Source organism: Clostridium bornimense, assembly GCF_018917145.1.
Taxonomy (GTDB): domain Bacteria; phylum Bacillota; class Clostridia; order Clostridiales; family Clostridiaceae; genus Clostridium_AN; species Clostridium_AN bornimense_A.
In genome coordinates, this window is record NZ_JAHLOD010000002.1 from 106,863 (window position 1) to 128,630 (window position 21,768).

Consider the following 21,768-nt stretch of genomic DNA (forward strand, 5'->3'; position numbering starts at 1 on the left):
ATTATGCTTTCATTTCCTTTGTAGACTAAAAGTAAGTTTATAATTACTTTTCATTATACATCAAAAGGGCCGACACTTACGAAATTTAATCGTTATTGCGACAGCCCTCTTTACTTTATGATTATTTAGTTCCGAATAATCTATCTCCAGCATCTCCAAGTCCTGGTACAATATATCCATGTTCATTTAATTTTTCATCTAAAGAACCTAAGTATATATCAACATCTGGATGAGCATCTTGTACTGCTCTTACACCTTCTGGTGAAGCAATTAGACACATTAATCTTATATACTTAGCTCCTCTTTTCTTAAGAACATCAATAGCTCCTATTGCAGAACCACCAGTAGCAAGCATTGGATCAACTATAATAATATCTCTTTCATTTATATCACTTGGTAATTTACAAAAATATTCTACTGGCTTTAGAGTAACTTCATCTCTATATAATCCTACGTGTCCTACTTTTGCAGCTGGTATTAATTTTAACATACCATCTACCATTCCAAGACCTGCTCTTAAAATAGGAACTATAGCTATTTTCTTACCAGCTAACATCTTACATTTAGTTTTGCATATAGGAGTTTCTATTTCTACAGTTTCTAACTGTACATCTCTTGTAACTTCATAAGCCATAAGAGTTGCAACTTCTTCTACTAATTCTCTAAAATCTTTAGATCCTGTATTTTTATCTCTAATTAATGCTAATTTATGTTGTACTAATGGGTGATTGATTTCTGTTACTTTGCTCATATTATCCTCCTCTAAGCATTATACTTTTTTTCTATTTGTGAAATTTTATTAATTCTATTGATATGTCTATCTCCTTCAAATTTAGCATTTAAGAACGTATCTACTATGTCTAATGCTAAACCTGGCCCTACTACTCTAGCTCCTAATGCTAATATATTAGCATCATTGTGCTCTCTTGTAGCATGAGCTGAGAATGTATCTGAACATAATGCTGCTCTTATTCCTGGTACTTTATTGGCTGCTATTGATATTCCTATTCCTGTGCCACAAACTAGAATTCCAAAATCAAAATTCTTATTTGCAACCTCTTCTGCAACCTTTAATGCATAATCAGGATAATCACAAGATTCTGTACTATATGTACCGAAATCTTCAACTTCAATATTCTTACTTTCTAAATATTTTATTATATCATTTTTCAAATGATATCCACCGTGATCGCAACCTAATGCTACCTTCATATTGACACCACCTTATTTAATATACTTCTATTATATCAAAAGTTGCTGCTTTTTTTAACCTATTCATTATCGCAACACCATAACCTTTTTCTTCTATACCTTCACATATGATCATATCTACTTCTAAATCATCAAGTTTTCTTAATGATTCAAAAATATTTTGTCCTATTTCATATAAATTATTTCTACTTCCAAGAGAAATAATTATAGCAGCATTATATTTACTTATTGTCTCATCAGTAGCAATAATACCAACCTTCTTACCTAATTTCTCTTCTTTTTCTAAAATTGAAGATATTTCTTTTATAACTTTATCTTCATTTCCTGAGACAATCTTTACTGGTGCCTTTGGAGCATAATGTCTGTACTTCATTCCTGGTGCTTTAGGTTTAATTCCACTATTGCTACCATTAGACTCTATGCCTTTATCCATATAGATATCCTTATCGATATTTTTTAATTCTTCTAATGTTATGGCACCTGGTCTTAATATGCATGGTGGATATACTGTACAATCTATAACCGTTGATTCTAAACCAATAACAGATGATTTTCCACCAATTATGTAGTCTACTCTTCCTTCTAAGTCTTCTATAACCCTCTCCACATTAGTTGGACTAGGTTTACCAGATAAATTAGCAGAAGGTGCTGCTACAGGTACTGTAGCGGCATCTATTAACTTTCTTGCAATTTCTTCAGATGGTAATCTAACTCCCACTGAATCTAACCCACCGGAAGTTGCATAGGGTATCTCTTCTCGTTTAGGTAAGATTATCGTAATTGGACCTGGCCAATATTTATCCATTATTTTTTTTGCTACTGTTGGTACTTCTCTAGCAACTAAGTTTACATCTTCTACTTTAGAGATGTGAACTATTAGTGGATTATCTGAAGGTCGCCCTTTTGCTATGTAGATATTTTTAACAGCTTCCTCATCTAATGCATTTGCACCTAATCCGTATACCGTTTCTGTAGGAAATGCTACAAGTTTTCCATCTTTAATAGCATCTCCTGCGGATTTAATTAACTTCTCATCAATATTGTTTTCATCTAAAATAATAACTTTTGTATCCATATTAAACACCACTTTATAATAAAATTACAACTATAGAAGCTAACACAGCTCCTAAAATCAAATAAATATATGAATCTTTTCCTTTATATAACTTAGAAGCCTCCGGTAACATTTCTAAAAATACTACATATGCCATAACACCAGATGCTAATGCTAGAGCACTTCCCATAAATTCTTTAGATATAGATGAAAAAATTACACCTATAAAAATTCCCACTACTGATGGAATAAATGTAGCTAAAGAACTTAATATAATATTTCTTTTTTTCATCTTTGCAGCCATCATAGGAGCAGTTAACGTCATTGCTTCTGGCACTTCATGAAGCCCTATCATTACTGCCATCTTAATTCCTAAAGCATCATTAGCCATAAATCCTATTCCCATAATTAAACCTTCAGGAAAATTATGCAACATTATCCCAGCAGCTATAAATATTGCGACCTTCTTATGATTATTAGTATTACCTGAAAAATAATAATCTAATAAAAAAAGAATAAATATAGATACTAATGATATTGTTAATGTACCCATGACATTCCACTCTAAAGCTTCAGGTATTAAATCAGTAAATACCAATATAACCATGAATCCACTACCAAAACATAATGTATTTGATAGCAACCTATTAGAAGTTTTTTTCATCATTACTCCTATTATTGTTCCAATTATCATACCTAAAAAAGATATCGTCACCGCCAATAATATTGTATGTATAACTCTTTCTTCCATAATAATCCCCTCCAGTATTATTTATGCTGAAAGGGATTTATTATGATTAATACTCATATCTATATAGTTTTATTTCCTCAATAGCCGAAGATGACAATATAGAATAAATACAATTTTTATACAAATAATCTAGTAATAAATACTTTTTATATCCACCAGTTCTAATAGTATAAAAATATATTTTATTTTTATTCTTTCTTACCATTCTCTCTACTAAATTATATAAATCTTTATTCTTTTTGAATTTTACCTCACCTAATACTCTGCAACTTTTCAAAGGTATTTTTCTAGTAGTAAAAATAATTATTTTAATATCATCATTTGATTTATATACATGAATACCACATACGCTTTCAAAAAAAACTATAGCTTTTTCTCTTTTAATAAATCCACTCTTTATTATTATATAATCATTTTTTATATCATAATCTAATCGTTGATTATTTATGGCTACTGAAGCAACAATTACTATCAAAATTTCAATAATACCTAGTATTATTAGTAGTATAATATTTCTTATCTGAGATAAATATAAAATTATGGGATTCATAAAAAAAATAAAGCAAATAGTTAGCATAAATATCTTAAATGATCTATTTTGCTTTCTAATAGCTTTATTTATATCCATCTAACCTCTCCTCAAGTAACTTAATTATTATATTTCTCCTGTGTTCCCCATAGCTTCCATCTTTTTAGCTTGATCTTCTGTTATTAATGCATCTATAACTTCTTGAATTTCTCCATTTAGGAAACTTTCTAACTTATAAAGAGTTAATCCTATTCTATGATCTGTAACTCTTCCTTGTGGATAGTTATATGTTCTTATTCTTTCACTTCTATCTCCAGTACCTACTTGGCTCTTTCTATCCTCTGCTATTGCTGCATTTCTTTTTGCTTCTTCCATTTCGAACATTCTAGCTTTTAATACCTTCATAGCCTTTTCTTTGTTCTTAAGCTGTGATTTTTCATCTTGGCATGAAACTACAAGTCCAGTAGGTATATGAGTAATTCTTACTGCTGAATCTGTTGTATTTACGCATTGTCCACCATTACCTGATGCTCTAAATACATCAATTCTTAAGTCATTTGGATTTATTTCTATTTCTACATCATCTACTTCTGGTAAAACTGCAACTGTAGCTGTTGATGTATGGATTCTTCCGCTTGATTCTGTATCTGGAACTCTTTGAACTCTATGAACTCCTGATTCATATTTAAGCATTGAATATGCACCATGACCTTTTATCATAAATACTATTTCTTTAAATCCACCAATGTCTGTAGCATTTATAGACATAGTTTCTACAGTCCAACGATGCTTTTCTGCATATTTTACGTACATTCTAGTTAAGTTAGCTGCAAATAATGCTGCTTCATCTCCACCTGCACCAGCTCTTATTTCTACATAAACGTTCTTAGAATCATTAGGATCTTTTGGTAATAATAAAATTCTAAGTTCTTTTGCACTTTCATCTTTTATTGTATTTAATTCTTTTATTTCTTCTTCTATCATTTCTTTCATTTCAGCATCTGTAGAAGAATCTTGTAACATTTCTTTATTGTATTCTAAATCATCACATGCTTTTTTATATTCTTTATACTTAGTAACTATAACTTCTAGTTCAGCATGCTCCTTACAAAGTTTTTGCCATTCTTTTTGATCCGCCATAACTGATGGATCTGATATTTTTACTGATAATTCATCATATTTATTTTCAATAAAGTTAAGTCTATCTAACATTATTTTATCAACTCCGCACTTAAAATTTCTCGATTTACAATTATATCACATTATTTTACTTTGCTCAACTAAAGGTGACCTATAGCAACTCTATCATTGCCAGCCAAATCCTTAACAATCCTTACATCTTTAAACCCTTGTTCTTCCATTAATATCCTAAGATCATCACCTTGATCATAACCTATTTCATAACATAAATAACCACCTTCAGAAAGATATTTGCTAGCTTCCTTAGTTATTTTATTATAAAAATATAGTCCATCAGTTCCACCATCTAATGCTAAATGAGGTTCATAATCTTTTACATCTTCCATCAATGTATCTATTACATCAGTTCTAATATATGGAGGATTACTAACTATAACATCAAATTTATTTGATCCTATATTTTCAAATAAGTTGCTATGAATAAATTTTGCATTGTATATATCTAATCTAACGATATTTTCCTTAGTTACTTCCTCTGCAACTTCAGAAATGTCAGCTAAAATTACTTCTGAACCTTCTATATTCTTAGCTAATGCTATTCCTATAGCTCCACTACCACAACACATATCTAAAATATTCTTTTTTTCTTTCTTTATTGCAATAACTTCTTCCACTAATGTTTCGGTATCTACTCTAGGTATTAATACGCCATTCTTTACCTTTAATACAAGCCCAAAGAAATCAGCATATCCTGTTATATATTTTAATGGTTCTTTTTCACTTCTTCTCTTAATAAAATTGAAGTATTGTTGTTCTTTATCATCATCTAATGATTCTTCCCCATTTAAAATTATGTTAATCTTATCTGTATTTAATATAACAGAAAGAAGCTCAAGGGCATCTTCTTTAAAATATTCAATATCCGACTCTTTTAAGATATTACTTCCCTTATTTAGTGCTTCTCTAATTTTCATTTTTTCCTCCTACGGCTTCTTTCATCTCTATTGGAAATACTTCTTCATTACTCTCTTTATACATATTTTCAACATCACTAACAGTTATTATACCTTCTGCTAATTTTAAAGCCACAATTGCTACTTCCAACATCTTTTCATCAGGTTCTCTTGTAGTTAATCTTTGAAATTGTAATCCTGGATAAGCTAGTATATTCGCTAACTTACTATCACTATTTCCAAGCCATCTTATTATTTCATAAGTTGTACCTGCTACCACTGGCAATAAAACTATTCTCCAGAATAATCTTTCAAAAGCATTACCCCACCCAGTAAAAGAAAATAATAATATAGAAACTATCATTACTAAAAACATAAAGTTAGTACCACAACGAGGATGAAATCTGCTTTGTTTTTTGGCATTAGCAGGAGTAAGTTCTAATCCTTTTTCATATGCAAAAATTGTTTTGTGTTCTGCACCATGATACTGAAATAATCTTTTTATATCGTCTAATTTTGAAATAAGTATTATGTATATAAAAAATATACCTATTCTTATTACACCCTCAATAAGGTTTAATGCAATTGTAGACTCTACTCCTACTCTTTTAAATACATTTGCTAATGCTGTTGGAATAAACATAAATAATCCCATAGATATAAGAACTGAAAAAATTATTGTAACTACTGAGATAATACTATTTAATTTCTCTCCAAATTTATCTTCTAGCCATTTTTCAAATTTACTTTCTGATTCTACTTCTTCAAAAAAGGAAGCTGAATAATTTAGTTTTGATATTCCTTCTACCATTGAATCTATCAGTCCCACTACTCCCCTTATAAAAGGCTTAGACCAAAGTCCATTCCTTTTATTTAAAGGTACTTTATTATCAAAACTAGCTTTTATTTTCCCTGATTCTAGCCTTACAGCAGTGCCACATCCACTTTCTCCGCGCATATAAACACCTTCTATTACAGCTTGACCCCCAACATTCTTTTTTCCCATAAGCTACCTCCTTTTATTAGGAACCTCATGACAATTCCTACATCTAGCCTCATAAGACTCCTTTGCCCCTATTAACACAATAGGATCGTTATAATCTGCTGGTTTTCCGTCAATTAGTCTTTGCGTTTTAGTTGCTGGATTACCACATTTCATACATATAGCAGTAATTTTATCAACAAATTCAGCTATAGCCATAAGTTGTGGCATCACATTAAATGGTTCACCTCTAAAATCTGTATCTAACCCAGCTACAATGACTCTCTTGTTCTCATCAGCTAATTTATTTACAACTTTTATAATTCCATCATCAAAAAATTGCACTTCATCTATACCTATAACTTCTGTATCATCATCAAGATAATTTAAAATTTCTTCACTTCTACTTATAGGTATTCCTTGAATTTTATCCCCTCTATGAGAAACTATATTTTGTTTATCATATCTATCATCAATAGTTGGTTTAAATACCTGAACTTTTTGTTTTGCTATCTCCGCTCTTCTAATTCTTCTTATAAGTTCCTCTGACTTTCCACTATACATAGGTCCACATACTACCTCAATGCACCCATGATCTTTAGGTCTGTACATCCTATTACACCTCCAAAATTTAAACTCTCATCTTTAGTTTACCTGGGTATATTCTATCAAATAATACTTAGTTATTAAAGTATTATAACTATATAAAAATATTTGCCAATAAATATTTTCATTAAACATCTTTACATAAAGCCATTAATTTTTTATAATGATAATAAATGATTTTTTGACTTTTAAATCAAAGATTTACCTTAATTAAGTTTAAGTCCTTTTTGACTTTAGGATTTAGATGAGTGTTCTCAATATTTTAGCGAGGTGAATAATAATGAAAGAAGGATTACATCCAAAATTCAACAATGAAGCAGTAGTTAAATGTGCATGTGGTAACACTTTCACAACTGGTTCTGTTAAAGATGAATTAAAGGTAGAAATATGTTCTCAATGCCACCCATTCTATACTGGTAAGCAAAAACTTATCGATGTAGGTGGAAGAGTAGAAAAGTTCATGAAGAAATACAACATGAACAAATAATTTTGTTCGTATTCTACTTATGTAAAAAAGGTTCACATTTTGTGAACCTTTTTTATTTTTTACTCTCTTATCTTACTATTTATCTTAGCTATAAATTCACTATTGGTTTTACTTTCATTTAATAAATTTATAACCAACTCTGTTACAGCCATAGTATTATTATCATTATTTAATTTTCTTCTTACATTTGTAGCCGCACGTTTTTCTTCATCGCTAAGTAGATACTCTTCTCTTCTTGTTCCTGATTTATAAATATCTATCGCTGGGAATATTCTTCTTTCTTGTAGTCTTCTATCTAAATGTACTTCCATATTACCAGTACCTTTAAATTCTTCAAATATAACATCATCCATCCTACTTCCAGTATCAGTAAGCACTGTAGCTAAGATTGTAAGACTTCCGCCTTCTTCTATATTTCTAGCTGCTCCAAATAATCTCTTTGGCATAAATAATGCAGCTGGATCTAGCCCCCCTGAAAGAGTTCTTCCTGTTGGTGTAACAAGTAAGTTGTTAGCTCTAGCAAGTCTAGTTAATGAATCTAAAAGAATAACAACATTTTGTCCTTGTTCTACCATTCTTTTTCCTCTTTCAAGAACCATATTTGCCACTCTTATATGTCTACTAGGATCTTGATCAAAAGTAGAATAAATTACTTCTCCTTTTATACTTCTCTCCATCTCTGTTACTTCTTCAGGTCTTTCATCTATAAGTACTACTATAAGTTTTATATCTGGATTATTTGTAGTTATTGCATTTGCTACATTTTTTAAAAGTGTAGTTTTTCCTGCTTTAGGTGGTGCAACTATAAGACCTCTTTGCCCTTTACCAATAGGAGATATAAAATCCATAAGTCTTGTAGACATTTCTGTTGGTACTGTCTCAAGTTTTATTCTTTCTGTTGGATATATTGGTGTTAACTTTTCAAAAGGTGTTCTGCCTACAGCTCTATCAGGCTCCTCACCATTTATTTTATGAACATATACTAATGCTCTAAATTTTTCACCCTCTTTAGGATTTCTAACCTTACCTTCTATCTCGTCACCAGTTTTTAAATTAAATCTTCTTATTTGAGAAGGTGACACATACACATCATCTGAACATGTTAAATAATTTTTTCCTCTTAAAAAACCAAAGTTATTACTCTCATTTATTTCAATTACTCCTTTAGCCATATCAAGCGTACTTATCATTTCTTTCATCTTTTCTCTTTTTTCTTCACTATTTTCTTGTCTTGATTGATGATGATGTCTAGTGCTACTTTGATGTGAATAATTATTTGATTCTCTTCTTTCCTCAACAACATTATTCTTAGGTTTTATACTTTCCTTTAATGTAACACCATTAACTTCTATTTTTGCAGCTTCTTCTTCATTTCGAGACTGCTTTATAACATCAATTAACTCACTTTTTTTATATTTAGAATAATTTTTAATATTTAATTCCTTAGCAAGTTCTTTTAACTCGTTAAGTTTCATGTTTTCATAATCTTTACTATTCAAAATAGCACTTCCACCTCTCTGTGTTTATATTAGAAATAAATTGAAAAATATAAAAGATTTTGGTTTATTAAGATTGGATTCTTAGATACGTTCTTTTTTGATTATATCCCATTTAAAAAAATTTATCCACTATTTTTATTTAGTGCAAAGTTTTCATTGCACAAGTATGAGGATACATGGCACAGGTTAGGATTAATAGATAGCTAATTTTATAGTTAAGTAATGGTCAAACTGTATCTATCCCATAAAATACATTAGTTATCCGCAGGATTATAATAAAATTCCTCCGAAAGAGGAATTTTCACCTTACTTGCTCCCTGTGCCTTCTAACCTGTGCCATGAAAATTTGTCAATACAACAACTTCCACCTTCAATGTGCACTGTAAATTATAAAAAGTAGCATCGATAAAAAATGCTACTTTTTATAATTATTTATTAGAATTTTCTAATGCTGCTTTAATAAATCCTCTAAATAGTGGATGTGGTCTATTTGGTCTTGATTTTAATTCTGGATGGAATTGTGCAGCTACATACCATGGGTGATCTTTAAGCTCAACAATTTCTACTAATCTTTCATCTGGTGATGTTCCTGAAAGAATTAATCCAGCTTCTGTTAATTCTTTTCTAAATTCATTATTAAATTCATATCTATGTCTATGTCTTTCATAGATAACTTCTTCGTTATATACATCGTAAGCCTTTGTACCTTTTTCTAATCTACATGCATATAATCCTAATCTCATTGTTCCGCCCATTTCATCTACGTCTTTTTGATCTGGCATTAAGTCGATTACTGGATACTTAGTATCAGGATTTATTTCTGCTGAATGTGCTCCTTTAAATCCTAGAACATTTCTAGCATATTCTATAACTGTACATTGCATTCCAAGACAAATTCCAAGGAAAGGAATCTTGTTTTCTCTAGCATATTTAATTGCAGCTATCTTTCCTTCTACACCTCTATCTCCAAATCCACCTGGAACTAGGATACCATCTACATCTTTTAATGTTTCTGCAACATCAGCACTTTCTAATTCTTCTGAATTTATCCACTTTATTTCTACCTTTGAGTCATTTACAAATCCACCATGATTTAATGCCTCTACTACTGAAATATAAGCATCATGTAATTCTACATATTTTCCAACTAATCCGATCTTAACTTTATTCTTTAAGCTAAGAATTCTATCTACCATCTCAATCCATTGAGAATTATCAACTTCATTACACTTTATGTTAAGTTTCTTTATAACATAATTATCTAATCCTTCTTTGTGAAGCATTAGAGGTACTTCATAAAGATGTCTAGCATCTAAGTTTTGTATAACAGCTTCTTTATCTACATTACAGAATAATGCAATCTTACCTTTTACATCATCAGATAATTCTTGTTCTGTTCTACACACAATAACATCTGGTTGTATACCGATACTTCTTAATTCCTTAACTGAATGTTGTGTTGGTTTAGTTTTGATTTCTTTACTCATTCTTAAATATGGAATTAATGTTACATGTACATAACATACATTTTCCTTACCAACATCATAACTAATTTGTCTTATAGCTTCTAAAAATGGTAATGACTCTATATCTCCCACAGTTCCACCAATTTCAGTTATAACAACATCTACATCTTTTTCTTTAGCTACTCTGTAAACTCTTTCCTTAAGTTCATTTGTTATATGAGGAATAACTTGAACTGTTCCACCTAAATAGTCTCCTCTTCTTTCTTTTGATAAAACACTCCAATAAACCTTACCTGAAGTAACGGAGGAATTCTTCGAAAGGTTCTCATCTATAAATCTTTCGTAATGTCCTAAATCCAAATCTGTTTCTGCACCATCATCAGTAACGAAAACTTCACCATGTTGATATGGACTCATAGTACCTGGGTCAACATTCAAATATGGATCGAACTTTTGTATAGAAACTTTTAATCCTCTATTCTTTAACAGTCTACCTAAAGATGCAGCTGTAATACCTTTTCCTAATCCTGAAACAACACCGCCAGTAACAAAAATATACTTTGTATTTGACTTCATAAATAAATTTCCTCCTCTTTATGTTAAATATATTGACTTTTGTTAACTTATATTGTATAATTAAAATTACCCTTAAAATGGGGTAATGATGTAAAAAATCTACCTCTTATATTACCACAAATAATATAAGATTGCTAGTAGAGTTTTTTGTTTTTGTAACTAGAAATTATTAACATGTGTTTAAGGCTGCAACACTACTTGTATAGTGTACAGCCTTTTTTATTTATTAAAGTAGCAGCTACTCTATATCTGAGCTGCAATATCTGAACCTTTATTAGATATATTTATCTTAAGATTTGTTCGTATAGGTGCCTGACCAGGAAATTCTAAAGTATAATCTAACTCTAAAGTTCCACCCTCACCTTTTATTTCACCATTTATTACATCTGTAGTTATCTTCATATCTAAAGTTCCATAAGGTGTCTCATAAAGCACATAACTGCTCTTTCCTTCCTCGAAAATCATCTCCGAATTCAGACTACCTTTTCTTTTTAAAAACACCTTATCTTCTTCTATCTTTATGGTGGTCATTGTACCTTCCATTCCAGAAATCTCTGTTTCTTCATATACAGCGTAATAAACACCCTCCTCTTCATAGAAGTTCCCAGGAGTTATAACTTTTATACCTTCTTCATCTATACTTTGTTTACTTTCTACCTCAATAATTGCGTTTTTCATTATAATCCTCCTAAATCATAATTCAGTGCACTGCCCTTACAGTGCACTTGAATTGTGAACTTTATATCATATATTTCTCCAATTCCTTATCTGTTGCTGGTTTAACATTAGCAATACCATTATACGGTTTAGTTACATTTCCATATCTTACAGTTACATTTTCTTCATCTTTTCCTTTAGAATATCTAGCTGCTATAGATGCTGCAAGTTTTATACCTTCCTCAGTAGCTTCTCCAACTAAAACTACCATAGATCCTGTATATTTATCTACAACAAATCCTGTATCGTTACTGTTCAAGATAGGTTTTATTAAGTCACTCTCATCTTTTGTTCTTGCTGATATTATTACAGTATTCTTAGACACTCTAAATCTTCTACCGTATCTCAATAGTTCCATATCCCTTGGAGTTATATCATCATTATTATCTAGTAAATCTCTTAGTCTTTTTGAATATCCTGGTTCTGTTAACTTACATCCTCCTGCTGGAGATGGATAATCTTTTATATTCCACTTTTCTGCTAGCTCTATTTGAACTTTTCTACTTCTACCATTAATATTCATAAGTTTTTCTCTATCTACTAGTCCTGACTCTTCCATCTCTGTTGGAGGTAGTAACTTAGCACATAACGGTCTAAGTATTTTATCACTAAATCCTGATTCTTTTTTTACAGTATTTAATGCTCCCGCATTTTGACTCATTGGTCTTTGATTTATAACTTCTCCTGTTATTATAAAATCAGCTTCAAATTTTTTTAATAACTCTCCACTATATCTCATCATCATTGCATGACAATCTATACAAGGATTCATATTCTTTCCATATCCATGTTTAGGATTTTTAACTAATTCAAAGTGTTCATCTGAAAAATCTACTACTTCTAAAGGTATATCTATTTGTTTAACCATTCTTCTTGCATTTTCTTCATTAAAAAAATATGATTTATAAGTTATCCCAATAACTTCTATCCCTTGATCCTTTATAAGTTTAGCTGCTAGTATCGAATCTAATCCTCCTGATAACATCGCTAATGCTCTTGTCAAATCTTCCAACTCCTTAATTTTTTATCATTCATTTATTGCATATTCTATAAGTTTATCTATAATATCTTTTTCAGATATTCCCTTTTTACCTAAAAGTTTTGGATAAGAAGAATTCTTAGTAAACCCTGGTATTGTATTAACTTCGTTTATATAAATTTCTCCTGTTTCTTTATCAATAAAGAAATCTACTCTAGCCATTCCAGAACAATCTAAAACTTTAAATGCTCTTCTAGCATATTCATAAATTTTATTCTTAACATCCTCTGATAAATCTACAGGACATATAAGGTTATCTACTTCTTTCAAATATTTTTCTTCATAATCAAAAATCTCTTTACCATGATAATCTATTTCTCCTATTTCACCTAAAAATAAACTATCCTTACCTAATACAGGCACCTTAAATTCCCTAAGGTTTATAGCCTTTTCTATTAATATCTTATTATCAAATTTAAATGCTGTTTGTATTGCTTGTTCAATATTTTCTTTAGCCCTTACCTTAGATACTCCCATAGATGATCCTCCTGATGAAGGTTTTACTATAAGAGGAAAAGAAAATTTATTTATTATCTTAGATAATACTTTATCTTTATCATCCTCAAACTCTTTTTCTTCTATAACCATATATGGCGTTACTGGAAGGTTAAACTTTTCAAGAATAAACTTTCCATAAGCTTTATCCATACATAATGATGATGCTAGTACCTTTGATCCTACAATAGGTAATTTTAATAATTTACAAAGACCTTGAATAGTACCATCTTCACCATTTCTTCCATGTAAAAGTGGAAATACACAATCTACATCTCTACTAAATAATATTTTCTCCCCACTAGGGACTTTATAGTACTCATCATTTTCCCATTGACCTGATGCAATTTTATCTACATCTCCATTATACTCAAACCATTCACCATCTTTAGTTATTCCAATAGGATAAACATAATATTTGCTTTTATCAATATGAGTCAATAATTCCGCTGCTGATGCTAATGAAACTTCATGCTCTATTGATTCCCCACCAAAAACAATCGCAATTTTCTTTTTCATATCTATCACTCTTCTTTTTCATAATTTAATACATACTTTTAAATATAATGTAACTTAATATTAATGTAAAGTACTTTAACATTTACAAAATATTCTATATAATAATTAATAGGCATATTCCTGAAATAGGTAATTTTGATATGTCTAGTAGGAGGTGCCCTAAAAATGAGATGTATGATTTTTTCTGTCTCTGCAGGCGGAGGTCATGGTCATGCCGCTAATGCATTAAAAGAATACATATTGAGCAAAGAACCATTTAGTGAAATTAAGATTTTAGATACTATTAAAGAAATAAGTCCTGTTTTAGATACAGTCATTATTGGCAGTTATCTTAAAACAATTCAATATACTCCAGCAATCTTTGGAAAACTATATAACTATACAGAAGACGAGGATGGCTTAACTTCATACATAAGTTCTAAATTCAATCAACTTATGTCTATAGAAGTTCATGATAAGATAAAAGATTTTAACCCAGACATTGTAATAGCTACACATCCATTTGCTGCAGATATGCTTGGCTATTTAAAACGTAAAAATTATATTTCTATACCTACTATAGTAATATTAACTGATTATGCTTCACATAGTAGTTGGATACATGATGGTATAGATCATTACATAGTGTCTAATGATGATATGAAAAAGGAAATATCTCTAAAAGGTATTAATATTAATTCTATACACACCTTAGGTATACCAATTAGCCCAGCCTTTTTCACAAAATTTGATAGAGATGTTACGTTACAAGAATTAAATTTGAATCCCGAAAAGAAAACTATTTTAATAATGGGTGGAAGTCTTGGCATGGGAAACATATCAGAATTGTTCAAAGAACTATCCAAATCTGACTTAGATGCACAGATAATAGTTATTGCAGGTAAAAATAAAAATCTATACGATGAACTTTTAGAACTATCTAAAGATTCTATTTTACCTTCTGTAATTATAGGATATACAAATAACGTAAACAAATTAATGCAAGCATCAGACTTGCTTCTAACTAAACCTGGTGGTTTAACTATAACTGAATCTCTTGCTTCGGAATTACCTATGGGTATATTTTCTCCACTACCAGGGCAAGAAATTAAAAATAAAGAGTTTTTATTACGTCATAATCTAGCAATAGATATTGATGATGATCCTAACTTTATAAATAATATAAATTATATTCTTTTAAATGAGCATTTATTAAATACAATGAAAAATAACACCAAAAGGTTTGCAAAACCGACCTCTACAAGAGACATATATATGCTTATCAGAGAAATAATGAAAAATAGATAATAACCCTCACAGTGGTTATAAATTTCATATATACTTATACGCAAGGGTGTGTCGCACATAAAAAGTAAAATCAAAGTACGGCAGTTTTTTCAGCAAAATAGAAGTCATGGCACAAGTATGTATAAAGTAAGTTGGTTTTCTTAAGATATTTATATTTGATATATAACTGTTACGGGGGGCTAATGAATGCTGTGACTTCATGTAGCTTGGAGTAGAAGCTCATGATTTATGAAAAACAACACTTAAGTATAATAGTTTTATATATGCATTAAATACAATCTTAACTTTAGCCATCCGCAGGACTAAAATATTTTCCCTTTAGGGAAAATTAACCTTACTTGTGCCCTGTGACATCTAACCTGTGCCCTGTTTTCTGCCATAATAAAAGAAGGTGTCACTAACAACTTTTTATTTGTTACTACGACACCTCCCTGTGCCCCATTACTTATTTAAAAGCTCCTTTATTAAATCTACAATCTTAAATCTTATTTCAACATCACATTTTTCTTTCCCTGACAAATATACAAATTCTTCTTTTCCTAAATATCCTTCCATCATTTCATTGCTTTTCTCTTTTTCTACTTCACCAACAGTTACATCTACAAAGCACAATGGTGGAAACATAACACACCACCAATTCTTCCCTTCTCCACTTCCTATAATTATTCTATAAGCTTCATATTCACCTTCTGGAAAAACTAAGTCTCCATATTGTTTTACTGGAAACATTGTATTTTCAAAAGTGCTTGATACATTATAACTATACCCTTCTTCTCTAATTTTATTTAGGGCTATATTTTTTATTTCACCATCGTATTGTTCTAATAATTTTCTTGACTGTTCTTTTGATTTACTTTCCTTTAACTTAGGTGAAATAAACTTTAATATCTCGTCACGTACTTTTTCCTTTAACTCTTGATCTTCCTTAGAATCAGAATTTGCTATAACATGAAATCTTATTATTTTCTTTGCAATATCTCTTTGAATTTCTTCATCCTTACCTTTTGCATCGCTATTTCCAGGTAATATTAATAATATAGATAAAACTATAATAATAACAGTAGATATCTTTTTCATATTTAATCCCCCTTAAATCCATCTACTGTTATTTATTTCCAATTGTATTTTTTTTAAACACTTTTTTATTTTTAATATCCTACACCAATTCTTCGTATGTTAGTTTTAACATATACGTCAATCTTTGAATTTTTAAAAGCTTCATTCCAATTATCTTTAATGTCATTCCATATAAACGGATGATACCCTTTTAAATATTCTTTTAATTCTAATAAATCTGCTCCATACTGACTTTGTACTCCTTCTAGTACAATTCTTCCCTCTTTTGCCAAAGAGTTATCAAAATGATTTTGTATCTCCTCTATATCTTTGTTATCTAATGATTTTTTATCTGGTACATATCCTTGCAATTCACCATCTAATTGCAGTAACACTTGGAAATTTAACTTACCATCATCCTCTTCTTTAACTTTAAGCTTTCTTGTAACTTCAGTTATATAATAATCTACAGGATGTCCTTCCATATAAATTATTTTCTTTCCACCTTTTAAATTTCCTCTTAAAAGTTCTATATCAGAACTTTCTACTTCAGATAAACTACCTACTATGGTAAAATCCTTTATTATAGAAGCTCCCTTTAATACCACTTCATTAGATTCTTTCTTTATTGATACTTTAGGTATTGCAATATCACATTTTTTTGACATTAATGATAACATATCATTTAATCTTACAGGTTTTATATATGAATTTATACCTGCATTCTCCATAAGTCCAATCAAATAATTTTCAACATTACTCTCCATTGGTGGCATAAACTTTAAAACATCTTCTGCTTCACCTTCACAAACAATTACATACATCACCCTATTTATATTAGGACTTCTTCTTATGTTATCTAAAACTTCTTTTAACGTATCTGGATATCTAAAAAAATCTTCACTAATAACCATTAACTTTCCTGTTCCAAAAGTAACAGTTCTTGAACTCTTATTTCCTATTCTTATTATTGCATCTTCAAAAGATGGTGCTTCTGCTACCATAGTATTATTTGGGGCATCTCCTGATTCTTTTTCACCAGTTTCAGAGATATTAGGACATCCTAAAGTCACTTTAATTTTTTCTAGTTGCTTCATAGCAAACGGCGCATCTGGATTTATATTTTTCAGTTCTTCCTTTTTATCTATAAACTCAAATGTATCTAATCCTATAGTCGATACAAATGCCCTTTTATCTATTTCAACTTTATCATAACAACTTAATAGCATTGGGAAGATCATAATTGAAATTATTAATATACTAAGCCTTTTCATATCTTCCACTCCTTATTTTAAATCCTATAATTAATATTATAGGAATAGCAATATTGTTTATTAAAAATAAATATGATAAAAAGTTATCTTGCAATGCATTATTCTCCAATATATTTTTAGGCAACATACTTCCTATATAAAATAATACTGATACTATAGAAAAGGAATTAACCATCCTTTTAAAATTAAATATCTTTTTTGTTATGTATGCAGCCCCATAGTATATATTTACAAATGCAGCAAAATTAAATATCATATAAATCATAAGTATTAATCCATCCCATCTTTCTACAAAAGTTCCTGGTATATCAATACTTTTTACCAATCCTATAAACGGCCACAATAAATGTTGACTCTCTTCTGATCCAAAATAATATATTATGGCAGTATATAATAATATGTAAAATGCTACTGCAATTGCTACTACCCCTGCCACTGAATATTTAAGCTTTTTTCTTTCTTCTTCTCTCAACCTAGGTAGTAAAAAATATAATATTTCAAATGATGTAAAAGAGGTAATACCAACTTTTATTCCTTGTAAAAATTTTGTTTTTTCTACATCAAAAAAAGGCAATACATTTGTAATCTTTCCTCTCCCTATAACAAAAAGAAGAATTATCAACGCTGGCACTAACATTATCCATACAGTTATTTCATTAAACTTTATTAGAGCTTCTATTCTTCCTATGATTAAATATGTACTTAGTAATATTAAAACTAACAATATCAATTGTATTGGCGTTCTATTTAATAGATATAACTTTATTACTTCTGCATAATCTCTAACTTGAAGACTTCCATTTATAATTATAAAAATAACAAATTCTATAAGCACTATTCTACCGATAACCTTACCTAATGAATTTTCAACTATCTCACCTATTCCCGAATATTTATTAACTTTACTTATATAAAGAATAAGATACATTGATATCAGTGAAATTACGCCACAAATTACTGTAACTATCCACCCATTCTTACCAACATATTCACCAAGTCCTCTTGAAAATGCAAATCCTCCTGCTCCTATTATAGATACAAGGAGGGTCATTCTTAGTTGATGTATACTTAACTCCTTCATTTTTCTCTCCTATTTTTGTCTTATTTTATCTTGTGTTTTCATATACTTAGGTCTCTTCCAAAAGTACTTCCAATCTAATCTTACAAATACATCTTTTTGATCTGATAGATTACTATTAACCACCGGGCTTAAATAAGATAATGTAAATGACTTTAATTTTACTAAATGAATTAAAATTATTAATATTCCTATTGTAATTCCATATAACCCTAAGCAAGTTGATAATGCTATTAAAAGAAACCTTATAATCCTTAATCCAAAAGTTATTTCATAACTAGGTGTTATAAAAGATGTTACAGCAGTAACTCCAACAATAATGACCATTATTGGACTAACTATCCCGGCACTAACTGCTGCCTGCCCAATAATAAGTCCACCTACTATACCAATGGTAGAACCAATAGGCTTTGGTAGTCTTACCACGGCTTCCATTAATATAGCCATAGCTACCTCCATTATTACTACCTCAATAAACGCAGGAAAAGGAACTCCCTCTCTTGCTGCTGCTATAGAATATGCTAGCTTTGACGGTATTATCGACGGACTAAACGATGTTACAGCTATATAAAAGGCTGGTAACAATACAGAAAGTAAGACTGCAATAACTCTTATAAATCTAGTAATTGATCCATATATAGATCTTTGATAATAGTCATCTGGTGATTGAAATAAATTAACTAGTGTTGCTGGTACAATTATTGCAAATGGTGAATTATCTACAATAATTGCTACCCTACCTTCATATAAAGCAGCAGCCACTACATCTGGTCTTTCTGTACTTTGAACCTGAGGAAATGGTGATAATGTATTTCTCTCAAGATATGATTGTATATATCCTGAATCTAATATTGCATCTAACTTAATCTTTTGTAATTCCTCTATAGTAGCTTTCAATACTCCTGGATTTACAATATCATCAATATACATTATCGCTACATCACTCTTTGATCTCACTCCCAATGTCATTGGCTTAACTCTAAATTTAGGATCTCTTATCCTTCTTCTTACTAAAGCTGTATTAAATCTTATAGTCTCTGTAAACCCTTCTCTTGAACCCCTAATTACTGTTTCCCCTGATGGTTCGCTCACTCCCCTATTAGGCCACGCTCTTGTAGCTATAACAAAACCTGATTGATATCCATCAACAAGCATCATAGTATCTCCACTTAGCATAGCTATTATCATTTTATGAAGATTATCTTGATCACTTAAATCACTTATAGCCATTAACCTATCTTTAAGATCATCTACATCATTTAATACAATTTCCCTTCTTCTCATCAATGGCTTTAATATAAAATCATTAAGTAACACCTTATCTGCCATACCATCAATATATATAAGAGCACATTTAATGTTACATGCAGTAAATTCTCTATAAATAATATCTGAATTATCTTTTAGTATTTCTTTTATATAATCTAAATTATTCTTTATTGATTTATCTATCCATTCTCGTACACTTTCTTCCATACTCCCACCTCACAATATAAATTTAGGTATACCATATAAAAGTATTGATATTATAAATATAACTACAGAAACTATTTTCCCTCGTTTATCATAATTCTCCTTTGCCATACAAACAGTAAGTAACCCTATAAAAGTTAATATGACAAAATACCCATCTGCAAAAAACAACATACTTCCACCTCTCTCATGTTAAATATATTTTTTCTATTTATTCATTTATTTATTCTTATTTTTCTATATAATATAATTAAGAAAACTCTGGAGGATAAATATGATAGTTAAATGTTACGGGAAAATTAACCTTTCTTTAGATGTTGTAGGCAAACGTGAAGATGGATATCACCTATTAGAAATGGTAATGCAAACAGTGGACTTATATGACACTATAACACTTACAAAACTTCAAAGCGGTATAGAAATATCTTGTTCTAAACCTTATGTACCTAATAATGAAAAAAATATAGCTTATAAAGCTGCTGAGTTATTTATAAATACTTATTCTATAAAAGGCGGAGTAAAGATTCATATAGAAAAAAATATACCAGTATCAGCTGGAATGGCTGGCGGAAGCTCTAATGCTGCTGGTGTTCTTAGGGGACTACGTGACCTTTATAAAGTTCCTGCCTCTGATACAGACTTAGAAAAACTTTCATTGTTATTAGGTGCTGATGTTCCTTATTGCATTAAAGGGGGCACTGTTTTATGTTCAGGTATTGGCGAAAAAATGACACCGCTTAAACCTTTTAATGATGTACCTATAGTAATTGTTAAACCAAACTTTGGTGTTTCAACTATTGATGTATATAAAAACTTTAACCTTACTAAAGTTAATACTCATGTTAATACTTATGAACTAATACGAGCTATGGAAAACATGGATCTTAATGGTGTAAAAAATAATATGAGAAACTTATTAGAAAACGTCACTTTAGGTAGACATAAAATCTTAAGATCGATAAAAAATGATATGATTCATAATGGTGCTATTGCCACAATGATGAGTGGTAGCGGTCCAACTATATTTGGTATATGCGAAGATTCATTATCTGCACAAAAACTTTATGACTTTTTCAAAGGTAAGTTTAACGATGTGTATATTACAAGAACTATAAATCCAAATTAATTCAATGCATAATTTATATCAGTGCACAGCATTCCTGTTTTGAGACTTTATAAGAATTGAAAAAAATAACCTCCCTAGGTAAAATGATAATTGCAAAACAAAAATACCAAGGAGGTTATTCAAATGAATAATAACATAGTTTCATTAAATCAGTCAAAGCTTTTTATAGGAATTGACTTAGCAAAAAAAATACATGTGGCAAAAGCAATAGATATAAATGGTATACAAGTTGGTTATTTATCATCACTTAAGAATGATAGGGAAGGATTTAAAACCTTTAAATCATGGGTATATAAGATTATGAAGGAAACAAACACAGAATCTTGTATAATAGGCATGGAGCCTACCGGCATCTATTGGCAACGTATTGCATCATATATTATTACTTCTATGGATAACTGCGAAGCAGTATTCGTTAATCAGCAAAAAGTAAAATTAACAAGATTATT

23 protein-coding genes are annotated in these 21,768 nt (G+C 30.0%); 4 read left to right on the forward strand and 19 right to left on the reverse strand.

The window, feature by feature from the left end:
* Nucleotides 1–121: 121 nt before the first annotated feature.
* The 9 genes from upp to KQI30_RS01530 all read right to left on the reverse strand — a co-directional run bounded on the left by upp (nucleotide 122) and on the right by KQI30_RS01530 (nucleotide 7,233).
* Nucleotides 122–751 (reverse strand): uracil phosphoribosyltransferase, encoded by a 630-nt coding sequence (gene upp, locus KQI30_RS01490; RefSeq protein ID WP_216461380.1) that lies wholly within the window; start codon nucleotides 749–751, stop codon nucleotides 122–124.
* Nucleotides 752–762: 11 nt separating this feature from the next.
* A complete protein-coding gene (gene rpiB / locus KQI30_RS01495) occupies nucleotides 763–1,212 on the reverse strand; it encodes a ribose 5-phosphate isomerase B (protein ID WP_216461381.1) in 450 nt (149 codons plus the stop codon).
* A gap of 16 nt (nucleotides 1,213–1,228) precedes the next feature.
* Nucleotides 1,229–2,287 (reverse strand): L-threonylcarbamoyladenylate synthase, encoded by a 1,059-nt coding sequence (locus KQI30_RS01500; protein ID WP_216461382.1) that lies wholly within the window; start codon nucleotides 2,285–2,287, stop codon nucleotides 1,229–1,231.
* Nucleotides 2,288–2,300: 13 nt separating this feature from the next.
* The gene (locus tag KQI30_RS01505) at nucleotides 2,301–3,017 is read right to left on the reverse strand and encodes a ZIP family metal transporter (protein ID WP_216461383.1); all 717 of its coding nucleotides are present in this window, start codon (nucleotides 3,015–3,017) and stop codon (nucleotides 2,301–2,303) included.
* Nucleotides 3,018–3,063: 46 nt separating this feature from the next.
* The gene (locus KQI30_RS01510; RefSeq protein ID WP_216461384.1) at nucleotides 3,064–3,645 is read right to left on the reverse strand and encodes a hypothetical protein; all 582 of its coding nucleotides are present in this window, start codon (nucleotides 3,643–3,645) and stop codon (nucleotides 3,064–3,066) included.
* A gap of 27 nt (nucleotides 3,646–3,672) precedes the next feature.
* Nucleotides 3,673–4,761 (reverse strand): peptide chain release factor 1, encoded by a 1,089-nt coding sequence (gene prfA / locus KQI30_RS01515; protein ID WP_216461408.1) that lies wholly within the window; start codon nucleotides 4,759–4,761, stop codon nucleotides 3,673–3,675.
* Between the two features lie 65 nt (nucleotides 4,762–4,826).
* On the reverse strand, nucleotides 4,827–5,660 hold the full coding sequence (gene prmC / locus KQI30_RS01520) for a peptide chain release factor N(5)-glutamine methyltransferase (protein WP_216461385.1): 834 nt from the start codon (nucleotides 5,658–5,660) through the stop codon (nucleotides 4,827–4,829).
* A complete protein-coding gene (locus tag KQI30_RS01525) occupies nucleotides 5,650–6,645 on the reverse strand; it encodes a DUF1385 domain-containing protein (protein ID WP_216461386.1) in 996 nt (331 codons plus the stop codon). The genes prmC and KQI30_RS01525 overlap by 11 nt, the downstream gene beginning before the upstream one ends.
* Nucleotides 6,646–6,648: 3 nt before the next feature.
* Entirely contained in the window at nucleotides 6,649–7,233 is a 585-nt protein-coding gene (locus tag KQI30_RS01530; RefSeq protein WP_216461387.1) for a thymidine kinase, read from the reverse strand.
* A 274-nt stretch (nucleotides 7,234–7,507) separates the two neighbouring features.
* Here KQI30_RS01530 and rpmE point away from each other — a divergent pair, with 274 nt between their 5' ends.
* On the forward strand, nucleotides 7,508–7,714 hold the full coding sequence (rpmE, locus tag KQI30_RS01535) for a 50S ribosomal protein L31 (protein WP_216461388.1): 207 nt from the start codon (nucleotides 7,508–7,510) through the stop codon (nucleotides 7,712–7,714).
* Between the two features lie 59 nt (nucleotides 7,715–7,773).
* Here rpmE and rho read toward each other — a convergent pair whose 3' ends face one another.
* The 5 genes from rho to KQI30_RS01560 all read right to left on the reverse strand — a co-directional run bounded on the left by rho (nucleotide 7,774) and on the right by KQI30_RS01560 (nucleotide 14,025).
* A complete protein-coding gene (gene rho / locus KQI30_RS01540; RefSeq protein ID WP_437177717.1) occupies nucleotides 7,774–9,189 on the reverse strand; it encodes a transcription termination factor Rho in 1,416 nt (471 codons plus the stop codon).
* 452 nt (nucleotides 9,190–9,641) lie between these two features.
* Nucleotides 9,642–11,255 carry a CTP synthase gene (locus KQI30_RS01545; protein WP_216461390.1) on the reverse strand — a complete coding sequence of 538 codons (1,614 nt, stop codon included), beginning with the start codon at nucleotides 11,253–11,255 and terminating at the stop codon, nucleotides 9,642–9,644.
* Nucleotides 11,256–11,498: 243 nt separating this feature from the next.
* Nucleotides 11,499–11,933, reverse strand: a complete 435-nt coding sequence (locus tag KQI30_RS01550; protein ID WP_253287337.1) for a DUF1934 domain-containing protein — start codon at nucleotides 11,931–11,933, stop codon at nucleotides 11,499–11,501.
* 61 nt (nucleotides 11,934–11,994) lie between these two features.
* Nucleotides 11,995–12,975 carry a tRNA 4-thiouridine(8) synthase ThiI gene (locus tag KQI30_RS01555; RefSeq protein WP_216461391.1) on the reverse strand — a complete coding sequence of 327 codons (981 nt, stop codon included), beginning with the start codon at nucleotides 12,973–12,975 and terminating at the stop codon, nucleotides 11,995–11,997.
* Nucleotides 12,976–12,999: 24 nt separating this feature from the next.
* The gene (locus tag KQI30_RS01560; RefSeq protein ID WP_216461392.1) at nucleotides 13,000–14,025 is read right to left on the reverse strand and encodes a D-alanine--D-alanine ligase family protein; all 1,026 of its coding nucleotides are present in this window, start codon (nucleotides 14,023–14,025) and stop codon (nucleotides 13,000–13,002) included.
* A gap of 165 nt (nucleotides 14,026–14,190) precedes the next feature.
* On the opposite strand from KQI30_RS01560, the gene KQI30_RS01565 reads away from it, so the two are divergent.
* Nucleotides 14,191–15,312: an MGDG synthase family glycosyltransferase gene (locus KQI30_RS01565; RefSeq protein ID WP_216461393.1), complete on the forward strand. Its 1,122-nt coding sequence runs from the start codon at nucleotides 14,191–14,193 to the stop codon at nucleotides 15,310–15,312.
* Between the two features lie 441 nt (nucleotides 15,313–15,753).
* On the opposite strand, the gene spoIIR is transcribed toward KQI30_RS01565, so the two are convergent.
* The 5 genes from spoIIR to KQI30_RS01590 all read right to left on the reverse strand — a co-directional run bounded on the left by spoIIR (nucleotide 15,754) and on the right by KQI30_RS01590 (nucleotide 20,367).
* Complete coding sequence (gene spoIIR, locus KQI30_RS01570; protein ID WP_216461394.1) at nucleotides 15,754–16,389, reverse strand: stage II sporulation protein R; 636 nt, start codon at nucleotides 16,387–16,389, stop codon at nucleotides 15,754–15,756.
* Between the two features lie 71 nt (nucleotides 16,390–16,460).
* A complete protein-coding gene (locus tag KQI30_RS01575) occupies nucleotides 16,461–17,642 on the reverse strand; it encodes a Ger(x)C family spore germination protein (RefSeq protein WP_216461395.1) in 1,182 nt (393 codons plus the stop codon).
* Entirely contained in the window at nucleotides 17,629–18,723 is a 1,095-nt protein-coding gene (locus KQI30_RS01580; protein ID WP_216461396.1) for a GerAB/ArcD/ProY family transporter, read from the reverse strand. The genes KQI30_RS01575 and KQI30_RS01580 overlap by 14 nt, the downstream gene beginning before the upstream one ends.
* Nucleotides 18,724–18,732: 9 nt before the next feature.
* Complete coding sequence (locus KQI30_RS01585) at nucleotides 18,733–20,196, reverse strand: spore germination protein (RefSeq protein ID WP_216461397.1); 1,464 nt, start codon at nucleotides 20,194–20,196, stop codon at nucleotides 18,733–18,735.
* A gap of 9 nt (nucleotides 20,197–20,205) precedes the next feature.
* Nucleotides 20,206–20,367: a hypothetical protein gene (locus KQI30_RS01590; RefSeq protein ID WP_216461398.1), complete on the reverse strand. Its 162-nt coding sequence runs from the start codon at nucleotides 20,365–20,367 to the stop codon at nucleotides 20,206–20,208.
* A gap of 100 nt (nucleotides 20,368–20,467) precedes the next feature.
* Here KQI30_RS01590 and ispE point away from each other — a divergent pair, with 100 nt between their 5' ends.
* Nucleotides 20,468–21,319, forward strand: a complete 852-nt coding sequence (gene ispE / locus KQI30_RS01595) for a 4-(cytidine 5'-diphospho)-2-C-methyl-D-erythritol kinase (RefSeq protein WP_216461399.1) — start codon at nucleotides 20,468–20,470, stop codon at nucleotides 21,317–21,319.
* A gap of 123 nt (nucleotides 21,320–21,442) precedes the next feature.
* On the forward strand, nucleotides 21,443–21,768 hold a 326-nt coding region (locus KQI30_RS01600; protein ID WP_216461400.1), incomplete at its 3' end, for an IS110 family transposase.